This window comes from Phenylobacterium sp. (assembly GCF_046463815.1).
Taxonomy (GTDB): domain Bacteria; phylum Pseudomonadota; class Alphaproteobacteria; order Caulobacterales; family Caulobacteraceae; genus Phenylobacterium.
In genome coordinates this window covers 1-25,132 of record NZ_JBKBRO010000002.1, presented here as the reverse complement: position 1 = coordinate 25,132, position 25,132 = coordinate 1, and the positions used below count along the sequence as shown (strand labels likewise).

The window sequence follows — 25,132 nt, the reverse complement described above, 5'->3', positions numbered from 1 at the left end:
CCCGTTTCGCGGCGTCTGACGCGCCGCTGCTATTCCCTAGACGGAACAGCCGGGCGCTTCCGCACCGGCCGGTCCGCCGCGTCGCTAGCCCGCCCGCGCCAGCACCAGCAGGTTGGCGTCGGACAGCGGCCGCGCTCCGTTCTCGATTTCGTGGATCATCGCCACCAGGCGCTCTAGCGTCGGGCAGGCAAGGCCCCGGCGGCGGCCGATGGCGATCACGCGGCCGAGGTGCTCATCGACCTCGGTCCGGCGGCGGCGCACGGCCAGGTCGCGCCAGACGCCGGAGTGCGTCTTGGTGCTGCCGTCGTAGGCGGTCGCCATCGCGCGTATGTTGGCCCGCAGCAGCTCGCGCGGCGCCTGGGCCCGAAAGAGCTCGGGGGAGAAGCCGTTGAAGCCCACCGGGCTGACGCCCTCCGCCTCGGCGACGCCCAGCACTTCCTGAACCAGGCGGATGAACAGGTCGTCCAGGTCCTCACGCCGCCAGCAGTCGGCGATCCCCGACACCCCCAGCGCCTGCGCATAGAGCAGCGCCGCATAGGCGAGCTTGCCCCAAAGGAAGCCGCGGATGTTGTCGGTGGCCAGGGCGTTGGGCTCGAAGGCGGTGAGCGCCTGCCGGAGTTCATGCACACGGCGGCTGGGCCGCCCGTCGAGTTCGCCCACCGCCAGGGCGCCCCGGTTGCCATACGCGATCTGGCCCGGCCCCAGCCAGTCAGCCGCGAAGTTGACGAATCCGCCCACCGTCCGTGCGACGCCGAGGCGCTCGGCGATGATATCCTCGCAGAGACCGTTCTGCAGCGACACGACGAAGCCGCCGTCGGCCAGTCGCGGCGCGAGCGCCGCGACGGCGGCGGCCGTGTCCTGCGCCTTCACGCAGAGGAGCACGCGGCGCCAACCGGCGGGGACGTCGTCCGGCCCCCAGGCCGGGGCGCTGGCGCGGTCGTTACGCACAGGGCCTGTCACGACCAACCCTCGCCCGGGATCGCGAATGGCGGCGACGTGATCCGGGTCCTGGTCGACGAACCCGACCGAATGACCCGCTTGCGCGAGCGCTGCGCCCACGGCCCCGCCGACGGCGCCTGCGCCCCACACGAGGAAGTCCTGATCCATGCCGCCCCTGTACGTCGCCTGCGCGGCGGCGCGCGCCGCCGCCTCACTTAACCCTTGGGCGTCGTTCGCAACAATGAACTTTGTTCAGAGGAGAGAACGATCAGGCGTCCTGGAAATAGCGGTCCGGTTCGTAGCGGAGGGTCAGGAGCGTCACGAGCGTCAGCGCCGCCCCGGCCATGACATAGAACCCCGGGGCCGCGGCGTAGCCGGTCTCGCGGACGAGCAAGGTGGAGATGAAGGGGGCGAAGCCGCCGAACAGCATGACCGCGGCATTGTAGCCGGCCGACATCGCCGTGTAGCGCACCCGCGTCGGCAGCAGTTCGCAGAGGAAGGCGGGCGCCGCGCCGCTGAATATCCCGGTCAGCACGCCGCCGGTCGCGGTCACGGCCAGCACGGTCCAGAGGCCTGGATAGGCGCTGACCAGGGCGAACAGGGGCCAGGCGAGCACCAGGCATCCTAAGGCGCTGAGGATCAGCAACGGCTTGCGCCCAACCTTGTCGGACAGCCAGCCGAACAGCGGGATCGTGGCGATGTTGACGATCGCCCCGGCAAGCGTCCCGGTAAGAACCACCGGGGCCGGCGCCCCCAGGGTCTGGGTGGCGTGGGTGGCCAGGAAGGTGGTGAAGATGTAGCTGCCGATCGTCCAGATGGTGGTCACGCCAAGGACCCGGGCGATGGCGCCGCTGTGGTGGACGAACGCCTCCCGCAGCGGCGCGCGCGGAACCTCATGCGCCCGCGCCTCGGACATATAGGCCGGCGTTTCGGCGACGTGCGCCCGCAGCCAGAAACCCAGGGGGGCGACCAGGAACCCAAGAAGGAACGGGATGCGCCAGCCCCAGGCCTGCAGATCCGCTTCCGAGAGGATCAGGTTGAGCAGCAGGGCCAAGCCGATGGCGGAGACGATGGCCAGGCTGGTGCTGAGCTGCTGCAGGCTGCCGAAGAACCCGCGTCGCCCGGGCGGGGCGAACTCTACGAGGAAGGCGGTCGCGCCCCCCCACTCCCCGCCCGTCGCGAAGCCCTGCAGCAGCCGGCAGGCCACCAGCGCCAGGGGAGCGGCGACGCCGATGGCCGCGTAGCTTGGAATCAGGCCGGTCATGGCCGTCGCCGCGGCCATGATCAGCATGGTCAGCACAAGGGCGGCCTTGCGGCCATAACGGTCGCCGTAGCTGCCGATCACGATCGCTCCGACCGGTCGCATGACGAAGCCGACGCCATAGGTCGCAAAGCTCGCCAGCACGCTGGTCAGCGGATCGGCGGCGGGAAACATCGCCTTTCCGATCTGGGCGGCGAAATAGCCGTAGATGATGAAGTCGAAGAGCTCGAACCAATTGCCGATCATCACCGAGCCGAGGGCTCGCCGCAGATCGCGGCCCGATAGCTGGGGCCGATCCATGGCCGGGGCGGCGCCGGCCAGGGTCATGGCTTCGGGCTTGCTCATCGCACCTCGGCGGGCGGCGACGGCTTCGGCAGCGCCGCGGGCGCGTGCGGCGGGATGACGAGCCGGCCGCCATCGACCCAGAGGCGCCCGTCCTTCACCACCTTGTCGATCCTCGCCAGGTCGTCGAGCTGCTCGTCGGGCCGGCCGTCGACGACGATGATGTCGGCGAGCTTGCCTGGCTCCAGGGTTCCGAGCTTGTCTTCGAGGTCGAGCAGGCGCGCATTGGTGCGCGTGGCGGCGATCAGCGCCTCCGGAACGGTGTAGCCGCCCTTCACGAACCACTTCAACTCGGCGATGTAGAAGTTCGGGATCATCGTGTTGACGCGGCCGATGCTGTCGGTGCCGACACCCATCGCCACCCCGGCCGCCTTGAGCTTCTTGAACATGTCGAAGTTGCTCTGGCTGGTCATGGCGAACCGCCGCGACGTGGAGCCATAGAAGCCCCCGCTGGTGTCGATGACATTCTGGTAGACCTGCAGCGTGGGGATGGCGGCCACCTTGTTGCGGGCCATCAGCTGGATCGCCCGGTCGCTACGCGGAAGCGGGTGCTCGATGATGTCGACGCCCGCGGCGGCGGCCATCTCCGTATAGGCGGTCTCGCAGTCGCAGGTGACCTTCAGCCCCAGGGCGTGGGCCTCCTCGACCGCCGCGCCAATCTCGGCCGAGGAGAAGTGGCTGGCCACCTTGATGACCGCGGCGCCTTCCTTGAAGGCTTCGCGGACCGCGGCCCGCCAGGCGTCGGCCCCGTTGCGCTCCCACTGGTAGGCGGGCCCGTGATTGGGCGTGACGGGCCGCTCGGTGGCGTGGCCCCCCGTGCCGGTGATGATGTGGCCTGCGGCGAACACCCGCGGCGCGGGGATCCGGCCGGCGGCGCTCCAGCGGCTGAGCTGGAATGGCGCGTTCAGCACCCCGCCCAGGTCGCGCACCGACGTGAACCCCGACTCCAGGAACCAGCTGAGGTTGCGGGCGCCCCGCAGCACCCCGTCGCCCTCGGTGTCCTGCTCGTCGATCGGCGTATTCGGGTCCGGGTAGGTCATGTGGACGTGCATGTCGATCAGGCCGGGCATGACCGTCTTGCCGGTGACGTCCACCACCTGCGCGTCCGGGTTCCAGCCGCCGGCGTCCGGCGGCAGGATCGCCTTGATGGCGCGCCCCTCCACCACGACGGTGGCGGGATACGCCGTGGTGCGCACGCTGTCGAACACGCGTCCGCCCCGAAGGACCAGCTGTCGAGGCGGCTGCGGGTCGGGCCGCCGGGGAATGCGCTGCGGATCGTCCGTCGTCTCTATGCCGCGGAGCACGGGCCGGCGGTCCGTCGGACCGCTATCCTGGGCGGCGGCGCAGATGGGCAGGAGCGCGGCGGCCAGGCCGGCGGCGAAGGCGGCCGCCGCGGCGGCGGGAAGGCGTGACATGCGGCTTGTACCCTCTCAGGGCGCGGCGAGAATCAGCGGGCGCGCGCGATAACGGCCGGGATCGACGCCGCGCTTGACCACCGTGCGGCGGCCCGACGGCGTCAGGAAGGTGGCTTCGACCGTGACGCGGCCGGGGCCCGCGGCGAGATGGACGGGCGCGCCGCCCTGGGCGTCGTAGCCGCCTCCGGTGTCCTGCAGACGCGTGGCGATCAGCTTGCCGGCGGCGTCGCGGACGCGCACTTCGGCACCGGGCGCCGGGCCGCCGCCGCGGCCTCGCAGCAGCACCTGGAATCCACGGTCGCGGGCCGGCGCCGCCAGGTCGTTGCGGAACACCCGCGCCCCGCCGACCTTGTCGTCGTTATGGGTGAAGGCCAGGTCGAGGTCGCCGTCGCCGTCGAGGTCGCCGGCGACCACGCCATGGTCGGCGCCCGGCGAGACGAGCGCCGTGGGCAGTTGCTCGACGAACCGGCCGCCGCGGTTCCAGTAGAGCTTGTCCGGAAGGCCCGGGTTCGGCGTGCGGAAGGTGGTGACGTAGAGGTCGAGCGCACCATCGTTGTCGAGGTCCGCCCACGCCGCGCCCACATGGTGGTCCTCGCCCACGATGCCCAGGGCCTCGGCGACGTCCGGGAAGCGGTCGCCGTCGTTGCGGTGCAGGCGGTTCATTCCGTAGGCCGCGACGAACAGGTCGAAGTCCCCGTCGCCGTCGTAGTCGCCGACCGCGCAGCCCACAGAGCCGTCCTCCGCCTTGCGGGCGAGCGGCGTCAGCCCCAGGGCTTCGGCCTGATCGGTGAACCGACCGCCGTCGTTGCGGAAGAAGCCGTCGCGGTCGCCGGCCTGGTTGGCCACGAAGACATCGAGGTCGCCGTCCGCGTCGGCGTCGAACCAGCAGGCCCCCACGGTCTTGCGCGCGTCGGCCAGGCCGATCTCGGCCGCCACGTCCGTGAACCGCCCCGCATCGTTGCGGAACAGCTGGTTGGGCGCGGCGCGCTGCGCGACGAAGAGGTCGAGGTCGCCGTCGCGGTCGTAGTCGATCCAGGCCACCTGCCGGGTGCTGGCGCCGGGCGGGGCGGCCCCGGCCCCCTCGGGGACTTCGCTGAACCGTCCGCGGCCGTCGTTGCGGAAGAGCCGGTTCGACAGCCGGGGGGTCGCCGAGGTGCCCACATAGAGGTCGAGGTCGCCGTCGCCATCGTAGTCGCCCAGGCCGACGGCCCGCGCGTCCTTGCCCGCGCTGAGCACGGGGCCTGCGGCGAGGCGCCCGCCAACGTTGGTGGCGATGCGGACCGCGCCGTCCTTGTAGCCGACCACCAGGTCGAGATTCCCGTCGCCGTCCAGGTCGCCCCAAGCGTTGGATAGAGCGCCGGGGTGGTCGAGGAAGTCAGCCTCCACGCGGCTGAAGCCGGGCCGGTCGGCGGCGGAGGCCGGCGCCTGCGTGAGGCCGAGCAGCGCGAGGCCAGAGGCTGCCGCCAGCGCGAGCTTCCGAAGCTTCATCAGACCCCCTCCTGCAGACGAGGCGCGCAGCCGGCGCGCCATCCCTCAGACGGAGATCGTCAAGCCTTCCGCACCTGTCGAGCGGAAAAAGCCGGAGTCAGCCTCAAATGGCCTTCAGTTCGAGGATCTCCACCCGCGGTGTGAGGTAGTGGTCGCGGACCGGCTCCTCCCGGGGGAGATCGGTCGTCAGATAGCGGGCGCTGTTGTCGCAGAAGACGGTGGCGATGCGCGGATTGGCCCAGCCAAGGGACATGCCGGCCTGGAGGGCGGCGACCATATTGGCGCCGCTGGAGATGCCGACGCCGAGACCGAGCTCCTTGGCGAGCTTCTGCGCCATCAGGATGGCGTCGCCGTCCGGGACCGCAAGGACGGGAGCCAGTTCGCCGAGCTTCACGATGTCTGGAACGAACTCGTCCGAGACGCCCTGGATTCTATGACGGCCCACCTTGCGGCCGGTCGACAGGGTCGGCGACTCCGCAGGTTCCACCGGGTGGACCGCGCATTCGAAGCCCTGCGTGGCGAAATAGCGGCTCACGCCCATCACCGTGCCGCCGGTCCCGACGCCGGCCACGAACGCATCGGGCGGTCCGCCATCCCCGCCCATCTGGGCGAGGACCTCCGGGGCCGTGCCCGAGAAGTGCGCGCGCCAGTTGTCCGGGTTCGAGAACTGGCGGGACTCGAAGGCTCCCGTCCGGCGCGCGTGGGCCTCCGCCTGGGCGATCGCCCCGAGGAAGCCGCCCTCCTCACGGGACACCAGGCGGATCTCGGCCCCGTAGCCGGCGAGCAGGGCCCGCCGCTCCGCGCTCATCCAGTCGGGCATGAAGATCGTCACCGGGTGGCCGAGGGCCGAGCCCAGCGCGGCCAGTGCGATGCCGGCGTTTCCACTGGTCGCTTCGACGATCGGCTGTCCGGGCCATAGGTCAGCCCTCGCATAGGCTCCCGCCAGGATGCGGTGCGCCATCCGGTCCTTGATGCTGCCCGTCAGGTTCAGGAACTCGGCCTTGGCGTAGACCCGCGCCTCGGTCTTCCCGACGCGGCAGCGGATGACCAGCATGGGGGTCCGGCCGATCAGACAGGACAGCGCGTTGAGCCGCGCCTCGAGCGCCGGATCGAGGGTCGCCATCGAGGCGCGGGGTGCGCCGGCGGCAGGCAGGTGTAGGGTCACGTTGGTCCCGAGCGGAGTCAGCGCCCGCACGCGGGCATCGCTCCCTAGGACGGAAGCGCCCGCCGGGTCCGCACCTCGACGCTGCAATTTCCGGCGCCGCCGCCTAGCGTTTGGGCGCCCCCGCCGGGATCAGCCCGAGCTCGAACCCCGTGCGCGCAAGCATGTAGACCGCGACCAGCGCCAGCACGCCGGCGAACAGCAGGTTGAGCGCTCCCCGGCGCTCCGACAGACGCGCGCCCGCCCGCCCGCCGAGGACGCCGCCCGCCACGCCGCCCGCCACGAACAGGGCGGCCAGGCGCCAGTCGACCCACCCTGAGGCGGCATAGTTGGCGGCCGTGGTCAGGCCGAACGCGGTGACCGCAACCAACGACGAGCCCACCGCCGCCAGGATGGGCATGCCGGCGGCGGCCATAAGGCCGGGTACGCAGAGGAATCCGCCGCCGATCCCGAAGAAGCCCGACAGCAGGCCGGTCGCGCCGCCGGCGGCGGCGAGCCGCGGCGCGTTGGCGCGGTTCAACTGCACGTCGGCGTCCCCCGCCTGACGGCGCGACCACGCCATGGTGACGCTCACCACGAGCATCAGCGCGGCGAACAGGCCGAGCAGATGCTGGCCCGGCACGGCCTTGCCGAGGGTCGAGCCGACCATCGCCCCGATCACCCCGGCGGCGGCGAACACCAGGGCGCAGGCCCAGCGGACATTGCCGGCCCGCGCATGGCGCACAAGGTTCGTGGCCGCGTTGGCGGCCACCGCCACGGCGCTCGTGCCGATCGCCAGGTGCGGACTCGACACGCCAACAACGTAGACGAGCAGCGGGACCGCCAGGATCGACCCCCCGCCGCCGACGAGGCCGAGGCTGAAGCCCACGGCCCCGCCGGAGAGGAGACCGAGCAGATCCCGCAGCAGGATAGGCCCGTTCACGGGAGCCGGCCGGTTCCGGGCGGCAGGCATTCGGCCATCGGCCGGCGGGGCTCCATGACGGCGAGCCCCACGTTCGGCCGCCTAAGCAACACGCTGGCGGCCGCCGCGATGCCGGCGCCCCCGACGAGGACGTCACAGGGGTTCGTCGCCGCGCTGCGGCGGCCTTCGGGGAAGACGGACATTGCGCGGCCTCAGATCGCGTTGACGGGGATTTTCAGATACCGGCCGCCGTCCGGCTCAGGCTCGGGGAGGCGGCCGCCGCGCAGGTTCACCTGCAGGGCGGGCCAGATCAGCTTCGGCACCGGCAGGGTGGCGTCACGAGCGCGTCGCAGCGCCACGAACTCGGCCTCGGTGACGCCTTCGCGCACATGCACATTGCCCACCCGCTCGGCGGCGACGGTGGTCTCCCAGGCATAGGCGTCCCGCCCCGGGGCCTTGTAGTCGTGGCATGTGAACAGCCGCGTTTCCGGCGGCAGCGACAGCAGGCGCTGGATCGAGGCGTAGAGCAAGGCGGCGTCGGCGCCGGGGAAGTCGGCGCGGGCCGTGCCGAAGTCGGGCATGAACAGGGTGTCCCCGACGAAGACGGCGTCGCCGATGACGAAGGCCACATCGGCCGGCGTATGGCCTGGAACGGCGAGCACCACGCCGTCGAGACCGCCGATGCTCAGCCGGTCGCCGTCCCGCAGCAGGCGGTCGAACGCGGCCTCCGCGCGGGTCGGGTCGATGAGTCCCGCGAACAGGTCGGCCACCTTGGTCACCGCCGCGCCGATCGCCGTCCGCCCGCCGAAAGCCTCCTTGAGCCTCGCGGCCGCCGAAAGGTGGTCGGCGTGGACATGGGTTTCGAGAATCCAGGCTACCTCCAGCCCCTCCGCCCGGATCGCCGCGCACAGCGCCTCGGTGGGGCCGTTGCAGGTCCGGCCGGAGCTCGGATCGAAGCCGAGCACGCTGTCGATGACGGCGCAGGCGCGGCTGCCGGGGTCGCGCACCAGGTAAGTGGCCGAGGAGGTCGCCTCGTCGAAAAAGGTCTGGACGAGCGGCCCGCCGCCTCCGCGAGCGGCGGTGACGATTTCACAGGCGTGCTCGAGGGCCGGATCGCGCATCTCGCTACACCCATTGATTCATATTTTCTGTAATTGTGTAATTTTCACGAGACGAATGCGTCAAGCGTCGTGATCTGCGCCGAACCGCGCTAGAAGGGCGGCAGCAACCGAAGGCTTGAATGGACCAATCGCCCCCAACCCCGGCGCCCGCGCTTCGCCCGGGAGCCGTCGCCCCGGCCTTCAGGGCCCGCACCACGCTCGGCGAACGCGCGCTCGCCGACTACCGCGGTCGTTGGCTGGTGTTCTTCTCGCACCCGGCCGACTTCACGCCGGTCTGCACCAGCGAGTTCGTCACGCTCTCCCGCCGCGCCCCGGAGTTCGCGGCCCTGAACTGCGATCTGCTCGGGCTGTCGGTGGACAGCCTCTTCGCGCACCTCGCGTGGGTCGTGAGCATCGAGGAGCACTTCGGGGTCCGGGTGCCGTTTCCCATTGTCGAAGATCCGTCCATGGCGATCGCCACCGCCTATGGGATGACCGGTCCCGGCGCCCCGGACGCCTCGACCGTCCGCGCCACCTTCTTCATCGATCCGGCCGGTATCGTGCGCGCCATGACCTGGTATCCGATGACCAACGGCCGCTCGGTGGACGAGATGCTCCGCCTGCTGGCGGCGCTGCAGGAGACGGACCGCAGCGGGGCGTCCACGCCGGAGGGCTGGACCCCCGGTCAGCCCCCCGTCGCCCCCGCCCCGGTCAATCTGGAAGAGGTGCGCGGCCGGACCGGAACAGGCCCCTGGTACCTGCAGGAGCTGCGCCCTTGACCGGCAAGCCTGGCGTCGAGACCCTGGCCGAGGACCTTCGCGCCCTCGCCCATCCCGCTCGCCTTCGGATCCTCGCCTGCCTCGCGGCCGGTGAACTCGCCGTGCGCGAGATCGAGCGGCGCAGCGGTCTTCGCCAACCGGCCTTGTCCCAGCAGCTCGCGGAGCTGCGCCGCGGCGGATGGGTGGCCACGCGGCGCGAGGCGCGATCCGTCCTCTATCGGCGCGCGGACGGCCGCATGGCCGGCCTGATCGAGGCGGTCCAGATGCTGACGGGCGCGGCCGGCTCGCCGTCGGCGGCGCCGGCGCCCGCCCCGGGCCCGCGGACGCAGGCGGCGGTGTTCGCCGTCACCGGCGAGCGGGCGGCATGACGCCGTGACCTGGAGACGGCCCGAGCAGCGGGCGCCCGAACTGGACGCCGCCGATGTGCGCATCCTGTCCGCCCTGCAGGAGGACGGCTCGCTATCGGTGGCCGCCGTGGCGGAGAAGGTGAACCTGTCCACCAACGCCTGCTGGCGGCGCATCCGGCGCCTCGAAGACGAAGGCGTGATCCGGCGGCGGGTCACCCTGCTGGATCCCGAGGCGCTGGGCCTCGATGTCACCGTCTTCGTCAGCGTCCGGGCCAGCGAGCACAGCGAGGCGTGGCTGCAGACCTTCGCCGACGCCGTGCGCGAGATGCCGGAGGTGGTCGAGTTCTATCGGATGAGCGGCGAGGTGGACTATCTGCTGAAGATCCAGGTCTCCAGCATCGCGGAATACGACAGCGTCTATAAGCGCCTGGTCTCGAAGGTGAAGCTCGTGGACGTCAGCTCGGCCTTCGCCATGGAGGAGCTGAAGCACACCACGGCGCTGCCGCTTCCCGAGCCCAAGTCATAAATACCATAAATATCACTTATGATGTGATATTCATCACACGAACAGCAGGCATTTCGCACCATTCATCCCGCCCAACCCAGAGATGGATGGAAAAGATGGTGAGGATTTCCCGCGCCTCCCCGTGACAGATTGACGACCGCAGCGCGGGGAGCGACGTGGTCGGCGGATCGAAGAAGACGAGAACGGCGTCGGGGCGCCCGGACCTTTCCGGGGGCTGGCCCCCGTGAGCGCCGCGCCCCTCTCCCCGACCATCGCTCAGGGACCGAACCCCGACGCGCTGAGCCGCGTCTGGCCATATTTGCCGGAACTGCGCGGCTATCTGCGCAAGCGGGTGCCGGAAGCTGATGTCGAGGACGTGGTGCAGGATGTCCTCCTGCGCATCGTTCGTCGGGGCGACGGCCAGGTGGAGTATCCCCGCCGCTACATGTTCCAGGCCGCCGAAGCCACGCTGATCGACCGCTTCCGCGCCGAACGCAGCCGCCGCCGCGACCAACATTGCGAGCTCACGCGCGACCACCATCCGACGGACGAGCTCTGCCCCGAACGCATCCATTTGAGCCGTGAGGCGGTCCGCGCCGCCCGCGTCGCGCTCGCCGACCTGCCGCAGCGCACCCGCGAAATCCTGCTGGCCATTCGGCTGGAGGGGCAGCCCGCCAAGGTGGTGGCCGCCGCGCATGGCATCTCCATCAGCGCGGTCGAGAAGCACCTTCGGCGGGGCCTGCGGTCGCTCGCCGTCAGCCTCAACGCCGTCGGGGCCGAGCCGCCCCCGGCGGATCTCATCCGCGCCTGACGGCGCATCCCGACGGCTCGTCGTTCCCTCCCCCAACGAAACGATTCCATGACCCAGACACCGAACCTCCACGAAACCACGCGGACCCTGCACGGAGGCGCTTGCGCGGAGACCCTGCTGCGCACCCCCGGCCCGCCGGTCCAGCGCGGCTCCACCGTCCTGATGCCGAGCGCGAAGGCGCTCTACGACACCTCCCGGACCACCTACGGCCGCAGCGGGCTCGCCACCCACGTGGCCCTCCGGGAGGCGCTGGCCGACCTCGAGCACGGCGAAGCCGCCTTCCTCTATCCCTCGGGGCTGTCGGCGATCACAGGGGTGCTTCAGGCGCTGGTGGGCGCGGGGGACCATATCCTCGTCAGCGACGCGGCCTACAATCCGACGCGCCGTTTCCTGGACGGAACCATGGCGCGCTTCGGCGTGCGGACCACCTACTATGCCGCCACCGCCTCGGCCGACGACATCGCCGCGCTCATCGAACCCGGCACCCGGCTGATCTTCCTCGAGTCGCCGGCCTCGCTCACCCTGGAGGTCCAGGATACCCCCGCGATCGCCCGGATGGCGCGCCAACGGGGCCTGCTCACGGTGACGGACAACACCTGGGCGGCCGGCGTGCTCTTCAAGCCGCTCGATCACGGCGTGGACGTCAGCATCCAGGCGTTGACCAAGTACGTCTGCGGCCACTCCGATGTTTTCATGGGCGCGGCCGTGGCCTCGGGGCGGGCCGCGGAGCTCCTCGCCCGCAGCACGTACGAGATGGGTTGGACCGTGTCGGCGGACGACGCCTACCTCGCGCTGCGCGGCATGCGCACCCTGCACACCCGACTGGCCCAGCACGGCGCCTCCGCCCTGCGCGTGGCCGAATGGCTCGAGACCCAGCCGGAAGTCGCCGCGGTGCTATGCCCGGCCCTGCCGAGCTTCCCCACCCACGACCTCTGGCGGCGCGATTTCCAGGGCTGCTGCGGCCTCTTCTCAATCGTGCTGAAGCCGGCGGCCGCCGACGCGGTCGCGGCGATGGTGGAAGGCCTGGAGCTGTTCGGCCTCGGCTACTCCTGGGGCGGCTACGAGAGCTTGGCCCTGCCCTGCGATCCGCAGCTGGCGGCGCGCACCGCCGCAGCGCCCTTGGCCGGGCCGCTCATCCGCCTGCACATCGGCCTCGAAGCGCCGGAGGATCTGATGGCCGACCTGCGCCGGGGCCTGGACCGCCTGACCTTGGCCTGAGACGACGCCTCAGCCCTGGCCGGCGTCGCGGGCCAGGGCTAGGCCCAGAATATCCCAGAGCCCTTGCGCCTGCGCCCACGCTGAGGTCCGGCAGGAGCAGCCGGCCAGCCAGTCCGCGTGTTCCACGAGGTTGGCGTCTTCGCCGACGTGGAGGCGGACACGCCAGTTGATCGCCTCGTCCAGCGTCGCATCCGGCGCATGACCGCATCGCGGTTTCTCGCGCCCCGCGCCGGACGTTTCGTCGCCCTGCATCTCGCCCGTCCCGTACGTGTGGCGCCGCACCCTAATGGATCCGGCGCAGAAAGGCTCGCGCCCGAGGCTCCTGCGCGCCGCCGAAGAAGGCGTCGGGCGTAGCGGCCTCGATGATCTCGCCCGCGGCCATGAATACGACCCGGTCGGCCACCTCGCGGGCGAAGCCCATTTCGTGGGTGACCACGACCATGGTCATTCCGGAAGACGCAAGCCCCGTCATCACGTCCAGCACCTCGCCGACCATCTCCGGATCCAGGGCGGAGGTGGGTTCATCGAACAGCATGACCTCGGGCCGCATGGCCAGGGCGCGGGCGATCGCCGCGCGCTGCTGTTGTCCGCCGGAGAGCTGCGCCGGGCGCTTGTGGGCCTGATCGGCGATCCGGACGCGTTCCAGCAAGGCCATCGCCTCGCCCTCGGCCTCCGCGCGAGGGCGCTTGGCCACGTGCACGGGGGCGAGGATGCAGTTCTCGAGCACCGTCAGGTGGGGAAAGAGGTTGAAGCTCTGGAACACCATGCCCGTCATCCGCCGGGCGCGCTCCCCGATCGCGCGCGGGCCGTCCAGGGCCAGGCCGTTCACCGACAGCGACCCGCCTTCGAAGGTCTCCAGGCCGTTCATGCAACGGATCAGGGTCGACTTGCCGGAACCCGATGGGCCGAGCAGCACCACCCGCTCGCCGCGCGCCACCTCGAGCGAGACCTGCTTCAGCACGTGCAGCTCGCCGAACCACTTGTCGAGCCGCTCGGCGCGGATGGCGGGAACGGTGGTCATGCGGGCCTCCTTCCGGAACCGTCCAGCCGCCGCTCCAGGCTGCGCGACCAGCGCGAGAGGCCGAAGCAGAACGACCAGAACAGCAGGGCCACGAAGACGTAAGCCTCGGTCTCCAGGCCCTGCCAGGCGAAGTCCGTGACGGCGTTACGGAGCACCCCGGTCACGTCGAGGACTCCGATGACGTAGATCAGGCTCGTGTCCTTGAAGAGCCCGATGAAGCTGTTGACCAGGGCGGGCGTGGCGATCCGCAGGGCCTGCGGCAGCACCACCAGCCGAAGGGTCTGGCCTCGGCGGAGGCCCAGGGCCTGGGCGGCTTCGGCCTGGCCGCGCGGCGCCCCGCGCAGGCCCGCGCGCACCGCCTCGGCCATGTAGGCGGCTTCGAAGAGGGTGATCACCACCAGGGCGCGGGTGAGCTTGTCGAGCGAGACGCCGGCCGGGGTGAAGAGCGGCACGATCACCGACGCGGCGAAGAGAAGCACGATCAGCGGCGAGGCCCGGACGCCCTCCACGAACCCCGTGGCCAGCCATCGCACGGCCGGCAAGCGGCCGTTGCGGCCCAGCGCCAGCAGCACGCCGAGCGGCAGGGCGAAGATCGAGGCCGTCACGCCGATCAGCAGGTTGAGGAAGAAGCCGCCCCAGTAGTCCGTGGGGGCGCGGGGCAGCACCCCCGCCCCGTGCATCACCGCCAAGGCGCCGACCACCGCCAATGGCGCGATGACGGGGGTGTATCTCGCCGAGCGACGCCAGGCGAGCGGCGCGGCGGCGCCCGCCAGCAGGAGGGTCGCCAGCGCGACCCGCCAGAGGTGGTCTTCGGGATAGAAGCCGGCGAGCACCTGGCGCCAGCGGGCCGTCACGATGGCCCAGCAGGCGCCGCCGGCGCCGCAGGCTTGGCGGCTCTCGCCGGTCCAGGTCGCGTCGAGCACCGCCCAGCGCAGGAGCGGCGGGGCGAACCACAGCACCAGCACCGCGAGGCCCGCGAAGGCCACGGTGTCGCGCGGGTGGGCGCGGACCCAGGCGGCCAGGCCGCGCGACGGGGGACGGGCGGACGCCGACCTCATCGGGCGTCCGCCCAACGCGCCTGCCGGCGGCTCCAGGCGTTCACCCCGGCGCTCAGGCCGAGGCAGACGACCAGGTAGAAGGCCAGCACCAGCCCCAGGGTCTCGATCGCCTGCCCGGTCTGGTTCAGGCTGGTGCCCCCGAAGGTGGCCACGAGGTCCGGATAGCCGACGACCACCGCCAGCGAGGAGTTCTTCAGCAGGTTCAGGTACTGGCTGACCAGCGGCGGCGCGATGATGCGGAGGGCTTGCGGGAGGACCACCCGGCCCAGCACCGCCCCGTTCCGCAGGCCAAGCGCCCGGGCGGCTTCCCACTGGCCTCGGGGGGCCGCCTCCAGGCCGCCGCGGACCACTTCGGCGATATAGCCGCCCGTGTAGACCGTCAGCGCCAGCACCAGGCTGACGAGCGGCGGACTGACGGTGGCGCCGCCGGTGAAGCCGAAGCCTTCGAGGCGCGGCGGTTCGGGACGCCCGTGCGCGGCCGTCCAGGCGACGGCCATGGCGCCCGCCGCCACGGCGACCGCAAGCCAGGGCGACGGGCCGTGGCCCTCGACGCGGCGGCGCCGGCCGAGCAGCCAGGCGCCGCCCACGCCGACGAGGGCGCATGCGGTGAAGGCGGCAAGCACCCACGGCGTGGGCCAGCTCCATACGATGGTCGGGAGGTGCAGCCCGCGATTGGTGAGCCAGGCCCCGCCGGGCAGGGCCAGCGCCGCCCGGGGCGGCGGCGCGGCGGTGACCAGACTGTACCAGATGAGCAGTTGGATCGGCAGCGGGGTGTTCCGCGCCGCCTCCACGTAGACGGTCGCCGCCCCCCGCAGGGCGAGCGAACTCGACCCGCGCGCGACGCCCGCCGCCACGCCGAAGACCGTGGCGAGGACGACGCCGAGCACCGCCACCAGCAGCGTGTTGAGCGCGCCAACCAGGAACACCCGCGCGTGGCTGTCCGTGGGACCGTACGGAACGAGGGTCTGGGCGATGTCGAAACCCGACGGTCGGGCGAGGAAGCCGAAGCCCGCGGCGAGGCCGCGGGCCTGCAGATTGGCCGCCGCCGTCGCGGCCATCCATGCCCCCAACCCTACGACCGCGAGCAAAATCGCGATCTGGATCAGCAGGTCCCGCCGCCACGGAGCAGGCTGTCGCGTGACGCGGCTCATCGGACCGGCGTGGCGTAGAGCAGCCCGCCCGGCTCGGCGCTCCACAGCGCGTTGAGCCCTCGCGGCAGCTTGAGCGGGGTGGAGCTTCCCAGATTCCGGTCGAACACCTCGGCGTAGTTCCCGACCTGCCGGATGACCTGCACCGCCCAGTCCTGGCGCAGCCCGATCATCGGCCCATAGGCGCCCTCCACGCCGAGCAGCCTGCGAACCTCGGGATTGCGCGAGGTGTCCCGCTGGGCTTCCACGTTGACCGACGTGAGCCCGAACTCCTCGCCGAGGATCATCGCGTTGAGGGTCCAACGAACGATGTCGCCCCACTGATCGTCGCCCTGCCGCACGACGGGGCCGAGCGGCTCCTTGGAGATCACCTCGGGCAGGATGACGTGGTCGCCGGGGTCGTCCATGGCGACGCGCGAGGACGCGAGGTTCGAGATGTCGGCCGTATAGGCGTCGCACTGCTCCCGCGCATAGGCGACGCGCGCCTTGTCCTCGGTGTCGAAGACCACCGGTTCGTACCGGAGGCCGGCGTTGCGGAACCAGTCGGTGAGGTTCAGCTCGTTGGTCGACCCCGTCTGGATGCAGATCCGGGCGCCGTCCAGATCTGCGAGCCGCTTCACCCCGGCGTTCCGGCGGACCATGAAGCCTTGTCCGTCGTAGTAGTTGACCGCCGGGAACTCGAGCGCCGCGTCGCGGGTGAAGGTGGCCGACGTGTTGCGCCAGAGCACGTCGACCTGCCCCGACTGCAGCATCGAGAGCCGGTCGATGGAGGAGGTCGGCACGAACCGCACCGCCGCGGCGTCGCCCAGGACCGCCGCCGCCGTGGCGCGGCAAAAGTCGGCGTCGAAGCCGCGCCACCGCCCCCGGTTATCCGCATAGGCGAAGCCGAGAAGCCCCTGGTTCACGCCGCAGAGCAGATAGCCCCGGCGGCGCACCGCGGCCAGGGTGGCGCCGCCTCGGACGGGACCCGCGATGGCGTTGTCCTGCGGGGCGCCTTCGAGCGCGGCGGCCTGCGGCGGCGGCTCGTCCACCGCGCTTCCGGGATCGCCGCAGCCGGCCAGGAGCATGGCCGCCGCCGCGAAGATCAACGGGGGGCGCAGCCAACGGGCTGCGCGCCGGAGAGAGGGCCCCATTTGGCGCTCCGGAAAGAACGGGCGGCGATCCGGCCGCCGCCCGGGTCAGAGAACTCAGAAGCTCTTGCGGATGCTCGCGTACCAGTAGCGGCCGTAGGGCTGGTACAGCGCGCCGAGGTAGCCGCTGGACGACACGGCGAGAGGCGGCGCCTTGTCGAAGATGTTGCGCGCCCCCACCCGCACGCGGGTGTCCGACGCCCAGCCCTCCTTGAAGGCGTACTCGGCGAACAGGTTGGCGGTGATCTGCGATTCCACCACCCAGGGCACGCCCGCCGCGTCGGCGGTGTCGTCCTGCACCTCGTGCGTGTACTGGGTGAACGCGCCGAGGGTCAGTTGGTCGTACCGCCAGGTCAGCGAGGCGGACCACTTCCACTCCGGCCGCCCCTGCTGGCCCACCAGGTCGCCGCCTTCGGTGATCACCGTGCCGGCGTTGATGACGCCCGAGGCGCGGGCCTCCAGCAGGGCGGCGATGTCCGGCGAGGGGGCCCGGTAGTAGCGGATCAGGTGGGCGGCGTTGATGCTGGCGTTGAAGGCGCCGAACCGGTCCGTGTTGAGCCGCCAGTTGAGGCCGAGGTCGAGGCCCCGCACGTCCTGCGGCTCCAGATTGACGTATTGGTCCTGAACATAGATCACCTGCCCCACCGGGGCGAGGCCGGTGCCCGCGAAGACGGCGATGTCGTCGGCGGTCGGCTCGGCGCGCACCACCTTGGGATTGGTCTGGCCCTGCACCCGCTGCAGGTAGTCCAGGATCAGGCCGTTGCCCTCGCCGAACACGCCGACGATGCCCTTCTGCTTGATGCTCCAGTAGTCGGCCGTGAACGTGAAATCGCCCCAGGACGGCGGCAGGAAACGGGGTTGGAAGACCACGCCGAGCGTCCAGTTCTCCGACTCCTCGGGCTTCAGGTCCGGATTGCCGGCCCGCTGGGCGGTGGCCACGAAGCTCCGGGCGCAGTTGGCGAACGAGGTGATGCGGCCGGCCCGCAGGTCGGCCTCGCAGAAGATGTAGTCGGTGCGGGTGTTGCCGCGGGTGACCAGGGTGGCGTTGATCTGCTCCAGGTTCGGCGCCCGGAAGCCCTGGGCCCAGGAGCCCCGGAGCCGCAGGCCGTCGAACAGGTCCCACGCCACGGCGACCTTCGGCTTCGCAACGTCGCCGAAGTCGCTGTAGTGCTCGTAGCGCCCGGCCAGCTGCATCTCCACCGAGCGGACGAGCGGGATGTTCATGTCCGGCGAGACGATGGGCGCGGCGAACTCGACGAAGGCCGAGCCCACCTTACGCGAGCCCTTGGTGTCCGGAGTGGGGCTGACGCCGAACAGGTCGGATGTCTGCACCTCGCCCGTCACCGCGTCGGTGAAGGTGATGGTTCCGTCGACGCGCGGGTCGCGATCGTCGAGCTGGCTTTCGCGCCGCAGCTCGACGCCCGCCGCCATGCCGATGTCTCCGGCCGGCAGCGCGAACAGGTCGGCCTTCGACACCTTGAAGTCCCAGAGCGCCAGCGTGCTCTTGCCTTTGCGGACGGTCTTGATGCGGATGGCGTCGAGGGCGGCCTGGGAACTGGGCGTGGGGTCACCGCCGGCGCGGGGATCGGTCGGCGAGCCGCCGCTGAACGGGTTGTAGGCGTCCGGAGTCGACAGCGCGAGCTGGCGCTGCAGCAGGGTCGAGCTGATCCCGTCCTGAACATCCGTCGCCTTGGCCTCGGAATAGAGGAAGGCGCTGTCCCACCGGAAGCCGAATTTCTCGCCCCTCAGCCCCGCGAGCGCGCGAACCTGGGTGGTCTCCACGTCGACCTCGGTCTGCCCCATGTCGACGAAGCGATAGTTGAAGAGCGTCACCGGCAAGCCCGCCGCCGGCGCGTTCAGGTTCGGCAGCCGGTTGGGATTGGCCTGGCCGTTGGCGAACACGGTCGGGCCGAACGGGTTGTAGTAGTTGCTGGCAGGGATCGTGACCTTGGTGGAGCCGATGGTGAACACCGGATCCTGGAGGCTGTGCGTATCGGCCTCGTAGTAGCCGAACTCGCCGTACGCCTCGACGTCCTCGGTCAGATCGTAGCGGCCGGTGAGGAAGACGTTGGTCCGCTTCAGCTTCGGCATCAGATAGTTGCCGAACGTCTCCGAACCGAACCGGGTATTGCGGTCCGCGCCGGCCGTGGCGCGCGAGCCGTCATCGATGCAGACGCCGCCGGCCAGCACGACCTGGCAGCCGCCGTTAGCGGTTGGCTGGATGTGGAACTGTCCGCCGGCCGAGGTCACCGCGACGGTTCCCGACCGGACGGTCCCGAAGCTGGCCGGCGTCCTCAGGTCCGCCCAACTGCTCAGGGTGCTGGAGAGGTCGAGGCTCGCCAGGCCCTCCATGCGGGTGCCGACGAACAGCGGCCGCTTGTCGGAAGACGACGAGTACGGAAAATCGTAGGCGGCCAGCTCGCTGCGGTCGACATGGTTGAAGAACAGCGAGACGTTGCCGCGGCCTTCCTGGAAATTGCGGCCCAAGAAGGCGTTGAACTCCAGCTCGTGCAGGTTGGCGCCTTCGGCGCCGCCGTACTGAACCTCGACCATCCCGCCGTCGATGTCGTTGCGCAGCACGTTGTTCACGACCCCGGCCACGGCGTCGGACCCATAGATGGCCGCCGCGCCGTCGCGCAGCACCTCCAGGCGCGCGAGACCCGCCACCGGGATGGCGTTGGTGTTGTAGGTCAGCACCGGCACGAGACGCTCGGCCTGGCTGCCCGGGTGGGCCACCACCCGGCGGCCGTTCAGCAGGACCAGGGTGTTGCCCACCCCAAGGTTGCGCAGGTTCACCGAGCCGACGTCGCCGCGGGCGAAGTTGCTGCTCGTCGCCCCGTTCGTGGAGTTGAACGAGACGTCGCCCATCTGCGGGATCGAGCGATAGAGATCATCGCCTGAGACCGCCCCGGTGGCGACGATCTCATCCTGGGAAACGACAGTCACGGGCAGGGCCGCGGTGACCTTGGCGCCCTGGATCTGAGAACCGACCACGACCAGTTCCTCGACATCGGTCGGCGCGCGCCCTTGTGCGACGGCGGCCGAAGCCGCGGTCAGGGCGGCGGTGGTGGTGAGCAGCGCGAGCCGGAAGCGGCGCACCGATGACGTCATGATTTCCCCCTGCGACATCACGCCGGTCAGCGCCGGCGCTCTGGTGTCGAAGACGGGAGGCCGCTGGAAATCCGCACCGGGCGGAGGCGAAAAAATGTCAGGGCGGAAACGTGACCAGCCCCGCCCGGGGGTCCGGAGGCGGGGCTGGCGAGCGGGACGCAAAGGGGTGGATACGCCCGCGTCGGGACCGGACCGTCCGCCGCTCAAGGGGAGGAGAGGAGCGGCGGCGCGACCCCGATCCGGTTCGGTTTCAGCGGGCGGCCGCGGGGCCGTACTGCAAGCCGTTGAACAGGAACTTGAAGGCGGCGTGCGATTGCGCCCGTTGCGCCACCTCCGGTCCCATCAGGAAGAGTTTGCCGCGACCGACATCGACTTCGACGATGGCGCCGGCGCCGGAGAGCTTCTCCTGGCCGACGGCCCAGCCGCTGCGCAGCACGTCGCCCTGAGGGTACCACGCGGCCTGACGGGCGCCCGTCCCCATGACCTTGAACGCCGGGCTCCGGTCGAAGAACACGCTCATCGAGCTCGGCGCGCCGTAGGCCACTGGCTGGGTGTTGTCGACGGCCACCTCGAGCAGCGACCCCGGAATGTAGAAGGTGTTGCGGGGAAGCTCCTTGCCATCCGGTCCGCGGAGCACATCGGAGACCGGCGCCTTGACGGCCTCCGCGAGCCGGCTGGACTCGCCGATCGCCACGACCGACCCGCCGTCCCGCAGGAATTCGGCGATCTTCGGCCACGACTTCTCAGGGGTCACCTCGCCGAGCCAGCCCCGGAACTCCGCCGGGATGTCTTCGGGCTTCGGCTGCCGGGACGGCCCGCCCTCGCCGCCTTCGGCCGCGGGGAGCACTCCGTCCGTGAACACCAGCACGTCGAACTGGCTGCGCAGGTCGCCCGCATCGATCTGCTGCGGATAGACGACCTTGAAGTCGAACTCGAACTGTTCGAGCAGCCACCGGGTCCAGCCGGAGGTCATGACCCCGCCGTAGCGGTCGACCAGGCCGACGCGGACCGGCCGCAGCTTCAGGGTTTCGGCCGCGGGCGGGCGGGCCTGGGCGTAGGCGTCGATTCCGAGCTCGGCGGCCGCCTTCTCGACGATCGCGCGGCTGGCCGGTGTGGCCGGGATCCAGAGGGCGCCGGGGGCCAGCGACTTCCCGCCGGCCTTGGTCACCGCCTTCACCCAGCGCACGTCCTGACCGGCCTTCAGCAGCCGGTTCGAGAGCACGAAGCTGTCGTTCTGCTCGTGGCTCACCAGCCAGCCCGCGCCGCCGGAGCCGACGACGCGGCCGGTCGGCGGCGACATCAGGTCCGGCACCCTTTGGAACGGGCCATCGAACCCCTCGAAGATGCGGTCGTACTTGACGCCCATCTGCATCGCGAGCGTGTAGCCGGTGGAGTCGTAGGGCGGGATCGGCGGCCCGCCCGGATAGGCGAAGTCGTGCGGATGGTCCTGGGGCTCGAACATGTCGAGCACGTGCGGACGATAGGCCTGCGCCGTCTTCACGACGAAGGAGCCCGCCGGATAGGTCTTGTCGCCGACCTTGAAGGGCTTCGTCGCCCGTTCCACGTCGACGCCGGTCTTCATCAGCGCGTTCAGGAACTTCACGGCGGTCGGCAGGTCCGCTTGGTCGGCGGGGATGATGTAGCCTCGCGGGTCGCGGCGCGCGGGATCCCGCAGCACCGCCTTGTAGAGCGACGGATCAAGCCCTTGGGTCCGGCCGCTCCCCACGAGCGGCTTGCCCTTGGCGGCGGCTTCGAGCGCTTCGATGTCCTTAGGCGTCGTGGTCCAGCTGTCCTGGCTGCCGCGCTTGATGGAGGCGTCCCCCATCCGCCAGATGTTCAGCAGCAGGCGCTCGCGGTTGCGCGCCGCATAGTCGAGGACCGCCCGGTTCAGCGAGAGCGAATAGTCGATCGACTGGCGGAAACGCCAGGTCTGGGGCGCGACGGGCGCCGGCAGATCGTTGCGCGCGATCTGGTTGCGCGCCACCAGCGGGATCGTCATCGGCGTCGGATGGCCGGTGATCTCGGTCAACAGGCCGACAGCGTTGTGGAAATAGGTGATCGACCGCTCCATCCCGTTGTTCCAGGTGGAGTAGGTAGCGCCGGAGCGCATGGTCGAGCCCGGCTTGCCCTCCTCGATCAGCCGGCTGTGCATGGCCGCGCCGACCTCGCTCAGGGTGGTCATCACGAGCGGGTCGTAGTTGTAGTTGAAGGGGTCGCGGAACGGCGGCATGAAGATGACCGTGCCGCCCGGCGCCGTCTGGTGGTGATTGTAGATGATTTGCGGATACCACTCCCGGAAGAATATCCGGTTGACGTTGGTGGTCTCCTTCATCGCCGACATGTAGTAGTCGCGATTGTTGTCGTGACCAATGTACTTCTGGTACAGCCGCGGGATCGAGTTGAATTCCCGCTTCTTCGGGTCCTCGTTCCGCATGTACCAGTTCGACACCAGCTCCTGGCCGTCGGGGTTCACCGCCGAGAACAGGATGATGACGTTGTCCAGGATGCGCATCGTCTCCGGATCGTCGCGGCTGACGAACTCGTGGACCGCGGCGATCAGCGCCTGCGGCGGCACCACCTCGGTGGCGTGCAGCCCGCCATCGATCCAGACCACCGCCTTGCCCTCGGCGGCGAGCGCCTTGGCTTCGCTCTCGCTGACGCCTTCGGCCTTGGCGAGCTTGCGGGCGATCTCCTTGTAGCGCGCGAGCTTCGCCAGGTTCGCCGGCGAGGAGACGACGCCCATGTACTGACGACGCCCCTCCTCGGTGGGACCGATGTCGACGAGCTCCATGCGGTCCGACTCGGCGGCCAGCTTCTTCAGGTAGGCTTCGGTGTCGGTGTAGTTGGCCAGGTAGTAGTCCTCGCCAATCTCATGGCCGAAATGGGCCTTGGGCGAGGTGATCCCGGGAACCTCGCCCCACCCCACGGCCGGCGCCAGCAGCGTTGCGCTCGCGAGCAGCGCGGCCAGTCCGCGCCCGAAGGTCTGTTTGGTCATGCTCTCCCCCTCGCCCCACCGGGCCCTGGCTCCACGCGAATGAACGGTCCTGACGTCCGTGAACGGCTCAATAGAAGGCGACGTTGTCGGCCTCGAGCCAGAGACGTTCCCCGGCCGCGCGCGACCCTCCCAGCAGCACCTGCTGCAGATCGGCGCCCGTCAGGGCGGGGGCAGGTCCGCCGCCCCGCCGGCCCGCGGGCTTGAAGGCGGAGAACGGCACCTCGACCGTCTTCCACTGAGGCCCGGCGGCGATCTCCGCCTCCCAGCGGCCGCCGAGGCCGGTGATGGCGAGCTCATAGGTCCCGCCGTCCCCGCGGACGTCGAGCCTGATCCCCTTGAAGGCGCTCGCATCGACCGGCTCCACCGAACCCCGGCTCAGGGGAAGAACGACGCCAGCGTAGGGATCCGACTTGGCCGCCATCTTCGCCGCGAGCCCGAGGGCCTTGCCCCCATCGGGACGCGTGAAGACCTGGCTCACCTGCACGGTGCGATCCATGCCGCCATCCATGTCGTCGGTGCGCAGGGTGTCGAGGCTGGTGCGCCCGTCGGCCCTTTCGAAATCATCAATGAGGGCGCGGCCCTTCAGCGTCGGCATGGCGCTCGCGGCGTTGGCGGCCGGCAACTGGACGCCGGGGCCGAACACCTGCTTGCCGTCGATGAACACGCGTTCCGTCTTGCGCACGTCGGAGATTGCCTCCCACGGGCGGCCGGCGATCAGCACCAGGTCGGCGCGCTTGCCGACTTCGATGGTGCCACGGTCGGCCAGGAGGTCCAGCACCTTCGCGCTGGTGGCCGTGCCGGCGATCAGCGCTTCGGCCGGGGTCAGACCGGCCTGCACCAGGAGCTCCATTTCGCGCAGCGTCGAGGCGCCGTGCGGCGTGCCCGGCATGCCCGCGTCGGTGCCCAGCGCGATCGGCACCCCCGCGTCGTGAAGGATCTTCACGTTGCGAAGGGCGTAGTCGAACTTCCGGAAGGATTGCGCCACACGCGGGTCGCTGCGGTCGGCGGGCGGCGTCTGCCCCGGCTTCACCGGCTCGTAGACCGCCAGCGTCGGGGCGTAGAATGTCCCCGCGCCCTTGATCAGGGCCGCCGTCTCGGGATCGACCTCGCGGTCCTGGAGGCTGTGGGCGATGAAATCCACCTTGGCCCTGGCCGCGACGCGACCGCGCTCGACCGTCACCGTATGGGTGCCGACCTTCAGCCGGTTCTTGTGCGCCTCGTCCACGAGGGCGGAGAGCACGCTGACGTCCATGCTGGTGTTGTCGGCCGACGTGCCATAGCGCCAGCCGTCCGCGAAGGCCTTGATCACGTCCGGCTTGTAGGGGATCAGCTCGCGGATGGCCGCGCGGGCGCCTTCGGGCGTGCTCACCCACTTGGTGGTGTTCACGTCGCCCCAGTCGGCCCCGTGCCCGCCAGGCGTGGACGTGCGCGCCGTATAGTTCACATGCGGCGTGGCCAGCGTCGTGAGCCAGCGGCGCCGCGGCTCCCAGGATTCCGGAGCCTGGTGGAAGTCGTTCACGGTGGTGACGCCGGACTTCACATAGGCCGTGGCGATGGCCGGCGTCGCCGCGGGGCTGCCGCCGGGCGTCCAGTGGGTGTGAAGGTCGAAGAATCCGGGCAGCAGCGCCTTGCCCTTGGCGTCGATGACGCGGGCGCCGCGCGGCGCCCGCACGTTCGGCCCGACGGCCACGATGCGGCCATCACGCACGACGACGTTGGCGACCCGAGGCGGGGCGCCCGTCGCGTCGAACACGGTCGCCCCGACAATGGCCGTCACCCCCGGCTCCGGCCCGGCTGACGCGGCCGCGCCGCCAAGGCAGGCCGCGCCCAAGAGGGCCGCCACGCCCGTCAAGGTCGTTCGCGCGCTCGATCCGATCCGCTTCATATCGCCCCCTTCCAGCGTCTGTCGCCGCTCTCCCTAAGACGGGAACCGCCCACAAGGCCGCACCTCGGACGGGTCGCGGCCGCGAAAATTTTCGCGCTGGGATGCGGATCGCACCCCGCCGGCCGTCTTAGATCGATACGGACATCTTCCCCTTTTCGCCCGCAATAATCAACAGTTATCAGGAAACACATTTGGCGTTATTCATTCAACAAGGCGGACTTATGATTGTTGACTTAAGTGGCGTCCAGTTTAGTCGATTTCCGCGGTAATAATTCTAACGCGAAATAACTTGGCGATCTCTGTCGCCGATCCGAAATTCGCCAACCGCAGGTATCTGCGCCGGCTCGGACCGCCTCGCGCGGGGGCCCGAGCCGGCGCCCAGGCCCAGGAGATCGCATGAACCGACTTTTCACCGCCTTCATCGTGGGCGCGATGGTGCTCGGGGTCGCGGCGGGCTGGGCCTTGAACCAGTTCCTGCCGGCCGAGCAGGCCGCGAGCGCGGCGGACACCCTGTCG

Annotated in this window: 21 protein-coding genes; 5 read left to right on the top strand and 16 right to left on the bottom strand. The window is 70.5% G+C overall.

All coding sequences use genetic code 11. The annotated features are described in order from the left end of the window. Nucleotides 1–84: 84 nt before the first annotated feature. The 8 genes from ACK4TT_RS01285 to ACK4TT_RS01250 all read right to left on the bottom strand — a co-directional run bounded on the left by ACK4TT_RS01285 (nucleotide 85) and on the right by ACK4TT_RS01250 (nucleotide 8,629). Entirely contained in the window at nucleotides 85–1,107 is a 1,023-nt protein-coding gene (locus tag ACK4TT_RS01285; protein ID WP_409633851.1) for a ketopantoate reductase family protein, read from the bottom strand. Between the two features lie 100 nt (nucleotides 1,108–1,207). Further along, nucleotides 1,208–2,545, bottom strand: coding sequence for an MFS transporter (locus ACK4TT_RS01280; protein ID WP_409633849.1), 1,338 nt, complete (start codon nucleotides 2,543–2,545; stop codon nucleotides 1,208–1,210). Beyond that, on the bottom strand, nucleotides 2,542–3,957 hold the full coding sequence (locus tag ACK4TT_RS01275; protein WP_409633847.1) for an amidohydrolase family protein: 1,416 nt from the start codon (nucleotides 3,955–3,957) through the stop codon (nucleotides 2,542–2,544). Before ACK4TT_RS01275 ends, ACK4TT_RS01280 begins: the two co-directional genes overlap by 4 nt. Nucleotides 3,958–3,972: 15 nt before the next feature. Beyond that, nucleotides 3,973–5,445, bottom strand: coding sequence for an FG-GAP repeat domain-containing protein (locus ACK4TT_RS01270; protein WP_410212156.1), 1,473 nt, complete (start codon nucleotides 5,443–5,445; stop codon nucleotides 3,973–3,975). Between the two features lie 103 nt (nucleotides 5,446–5,548). Beyond that, a complete protein-coding gene (locus ACK4TT_RS01265; protein WP_410212155.1) occupies nucleotides 5,549–6,640 on the bottom strand; it encodes a PLP-dependent cysteine synthase family protein in 1,092 nt (363 codons plus the stop codon). Nucleotides 6,641–6,713: 73 nt separating this feature from the next. Next, the gene (locus tag ACK4TT_RS01260; RefSeq protein WP_409633841.1) at nucleotides 6,714–7,529 is read right to left on the bottom strand and encodes a sulfite exporter TauE/SafE family protein; all 816 of its coding nucleotides are present in this window, start codon (nucleotides 7,527–7,529) and stop codon (nucleotides 6,714–6,716) included. Next, the gene (locus ACK4TT_RS01255; protein WP_409633839.1) at nucleotides 7,526–7,711 is read right to left on the bottom strand and encodes a hypothetical protein; all 186 of its coding nucleotides are present in this window, start codon (nucleotides 7,709–7,711) and stop codon (nucleotides 7,526–7,528) included. The genes ACK4TT_RS01260 and ACK4TT_RS01255 overlap by 4 nt, the downstream gene beginning before the upstream one ends. A gap of 9 nt (nucleotides 7,712–7,720) precedes the next feature. Beyond that, nucleotides 7,721–8,629, bottom strand: coding sequence for an MBL fold metallo-hydrolase (locus tag ACK4TT_RS01250; protein WP_410212154.1), 909 nt, complete (start codon nucleotides 8,627–8,629; stop codon nucleotides 7,721–7,723). 119 nt (nucleotides 8,630–8,748) lie between these two features. On the opposite strand from ACK4TT_RS01250, the gene ACK4TT_RS01245 reads away from it, so the two are divergent. The 5 genes from ACK4TT_RS01245 to metC all read left to right on the top strand — a co-directional run bounded on the left by ACK4TT_RS01245 (nucleotide 8,749) and on the right by metC (nucleotide 12,268). After that, the gene (locus ACK4TT_RS01245; protein WP_409633835.1) at nucleotides 8,749–9,387 is read left to right on the top strand and encodes a peroxiredoxin; all 639 of its coding nucleotides are present in this window, start codon (nucleotides 8,749–8,751) and stop codon (nucleotides 9,385–9,387) included. Next, entirely contained in the window at nucleotides 9,384–9,755 is a 372-nt protein-coding gene (locus tag ACK4TT_RS01240) for an ArsR/SmtB family transcription factor (protein ID WP_410212153.1), read from the top strand. Before ACK4TT_RS01245 ends, ACK4TT_RS01240 begins: the two co-directional genes overlap by 4 nt. A gap of 4 nt (nucleotides 9,756–9,759) precedes the next feature. Then, nucleotides 9,760–10,260, top strand: coding sequence for an Lrp/AsnC family transcriptional regulator (locus tag ACK4TT_RS01235; RefSeq protein WP_410212152.1), 501 nt, complete (start codon nucleotides 9,760–9,762; stop codon nucleotides 10,258–10,260). 223 nt (nucleotides 10,261–10,483) lie between these two features. Beyond that, a complete protein-coding gene (locus ACK4TT_RS01230) occupies nucleotides 10,484–11,050 on the top strand; it encodes an RNA polymerase sigma factor (protein ID WP_409633829.1) in 567 nt (188 codons plus the stop codon). 48 nt (nucleotides 11,051–11,098) lie between these two features. Continuing rightward, the gene (metC, locus tag ACK4TT_RS01225) at nucleotides 11,099–12,268 is read left to right on the top strand and encodes a cystathionine beta-lyase (protein ID WP_409633827.1); all 1,170 of its coding nucleotides are present in this window, start codon (nucleotides 11,099–11,101) and stop codon (nucleotides 12,266–12,268) included. A 9-nt stretch (nucleotides 12,269–12,277) separates the two neighbouring features. Here the strand turns inward: metC and ACK4TT_RS01220 are convergent, their stop codons facing one another. The 8 genes from ACK4TT_RS01220 to ACK4TT_RS01185 form a co-directional block, all read right to left on the bottom strand. Beyond that, the gene (locus ACK4TT_RS01220; RefSeq protein WP_409633825.1) at nucleotides 12,278–12,550 is read right to left on the bottom strand and encodes a hypothetical protein; all 273 of its coding nucleotides are present in this window, start codon (nucleotides 12,548–12,550) and stop codon (nucleotides 12,278–12,280) included. Between the two features lies 1 nt (nucleotide 12,551). Next, the gene (locus ACK4TT_RS01215) at nucleotides 12,552–13,289 is read right to left on the bottom strand and encodes an amino acid ABC transporter ATP-binding protein (RefSeq protein ID WP_410212151.1); all 738 of its coding nucleotides are present in this window, start codon (nucleotides 13,287–13,289) and stop codon (nucleotides 12,552–12,554) included. Next, complete coding sequence (locus tag ACK4TT_RS01210; protein WP_409633821.1) at nucleotides 13,286–14,347, bottom strand: amino acid ABC transporter permease; 1,062 nt, start codon at nucleotides 14,345–14,347, stop codon at nucleotides 13,286–13,288. Before ACK4TT_RS01210 ends, ACK4TT_RS01215 begins: the two co-directional genes overlap by 4 nt. Continuing rightward, nucleotides 14,344–15,405: an amino acid ABC transporter permease gene (locus tag ACK4TT_RS01205; RefSeq protein WP_410212150.1), complete on the bottom strand. Its 1,062-nt coding sequence runs from the start codon at nucleotides 15,403–15,405 to the stop codon at nucleotides 14,344–14,346. The genes ACK4TT_RS01210 and ACK4TT_RS01205 overlap by 4 nt, the downstream gene beginning before the upstream one ends. 89 nt (nucleotides 15,406–15,494) lie before the next feature. Further along, a complete protein-coding gene (locus ACK4TT_RS01200) occupies nucleotides 15,495–16,562 on the bottom strand; it encodes an amino acid ABC transporter substrate-binding protein (RefSeq protein WP_410212149.1) in 1,068 nt (355 codons plus the stop codon). Nucleotides 16,563–16,682: 120 nt separating this feature from the next. Further along, complete coding sequence (locus tag ACK4TT_RS01195; RefSeq protein WP_410212148.1) at nucleotides 16,683–19,736, bottom strand: TonB-dependent receptor domain-containing protein; 3,054 nt, start codon at nucleotides 19,734–19,736, stop codon at nucleotides 16,683–16,685. A 250-nt stretch (nucleotides 19,737–19,986) separates the two neighbouring features. Then, nucleotides 19,987–22,731: a M14 metallopeptidase family protein gene (locus tag ACK4TT_RS01190; protein WP_409633813.1), complete on the bottom strand. Its 2,745-nt coding sequence runs from the start codon at nucleotides 22,729–22,731 to the stop codon at nucleotides 19,987–19,989. Between the two features lie 67 nt (nucleotides 22,732–22,798). Next, entirely contained in the window at nucleotides 22,799–24,508 is a 1,710-nt protein-coding gene (locus ACK4TT_RS01185; RefSeq protein WP_409633811.1) for a CIA30 family protein, read from the bottom strand. Nucleotides 24,509–25,132: the final 624 nt, after the last annotated feature.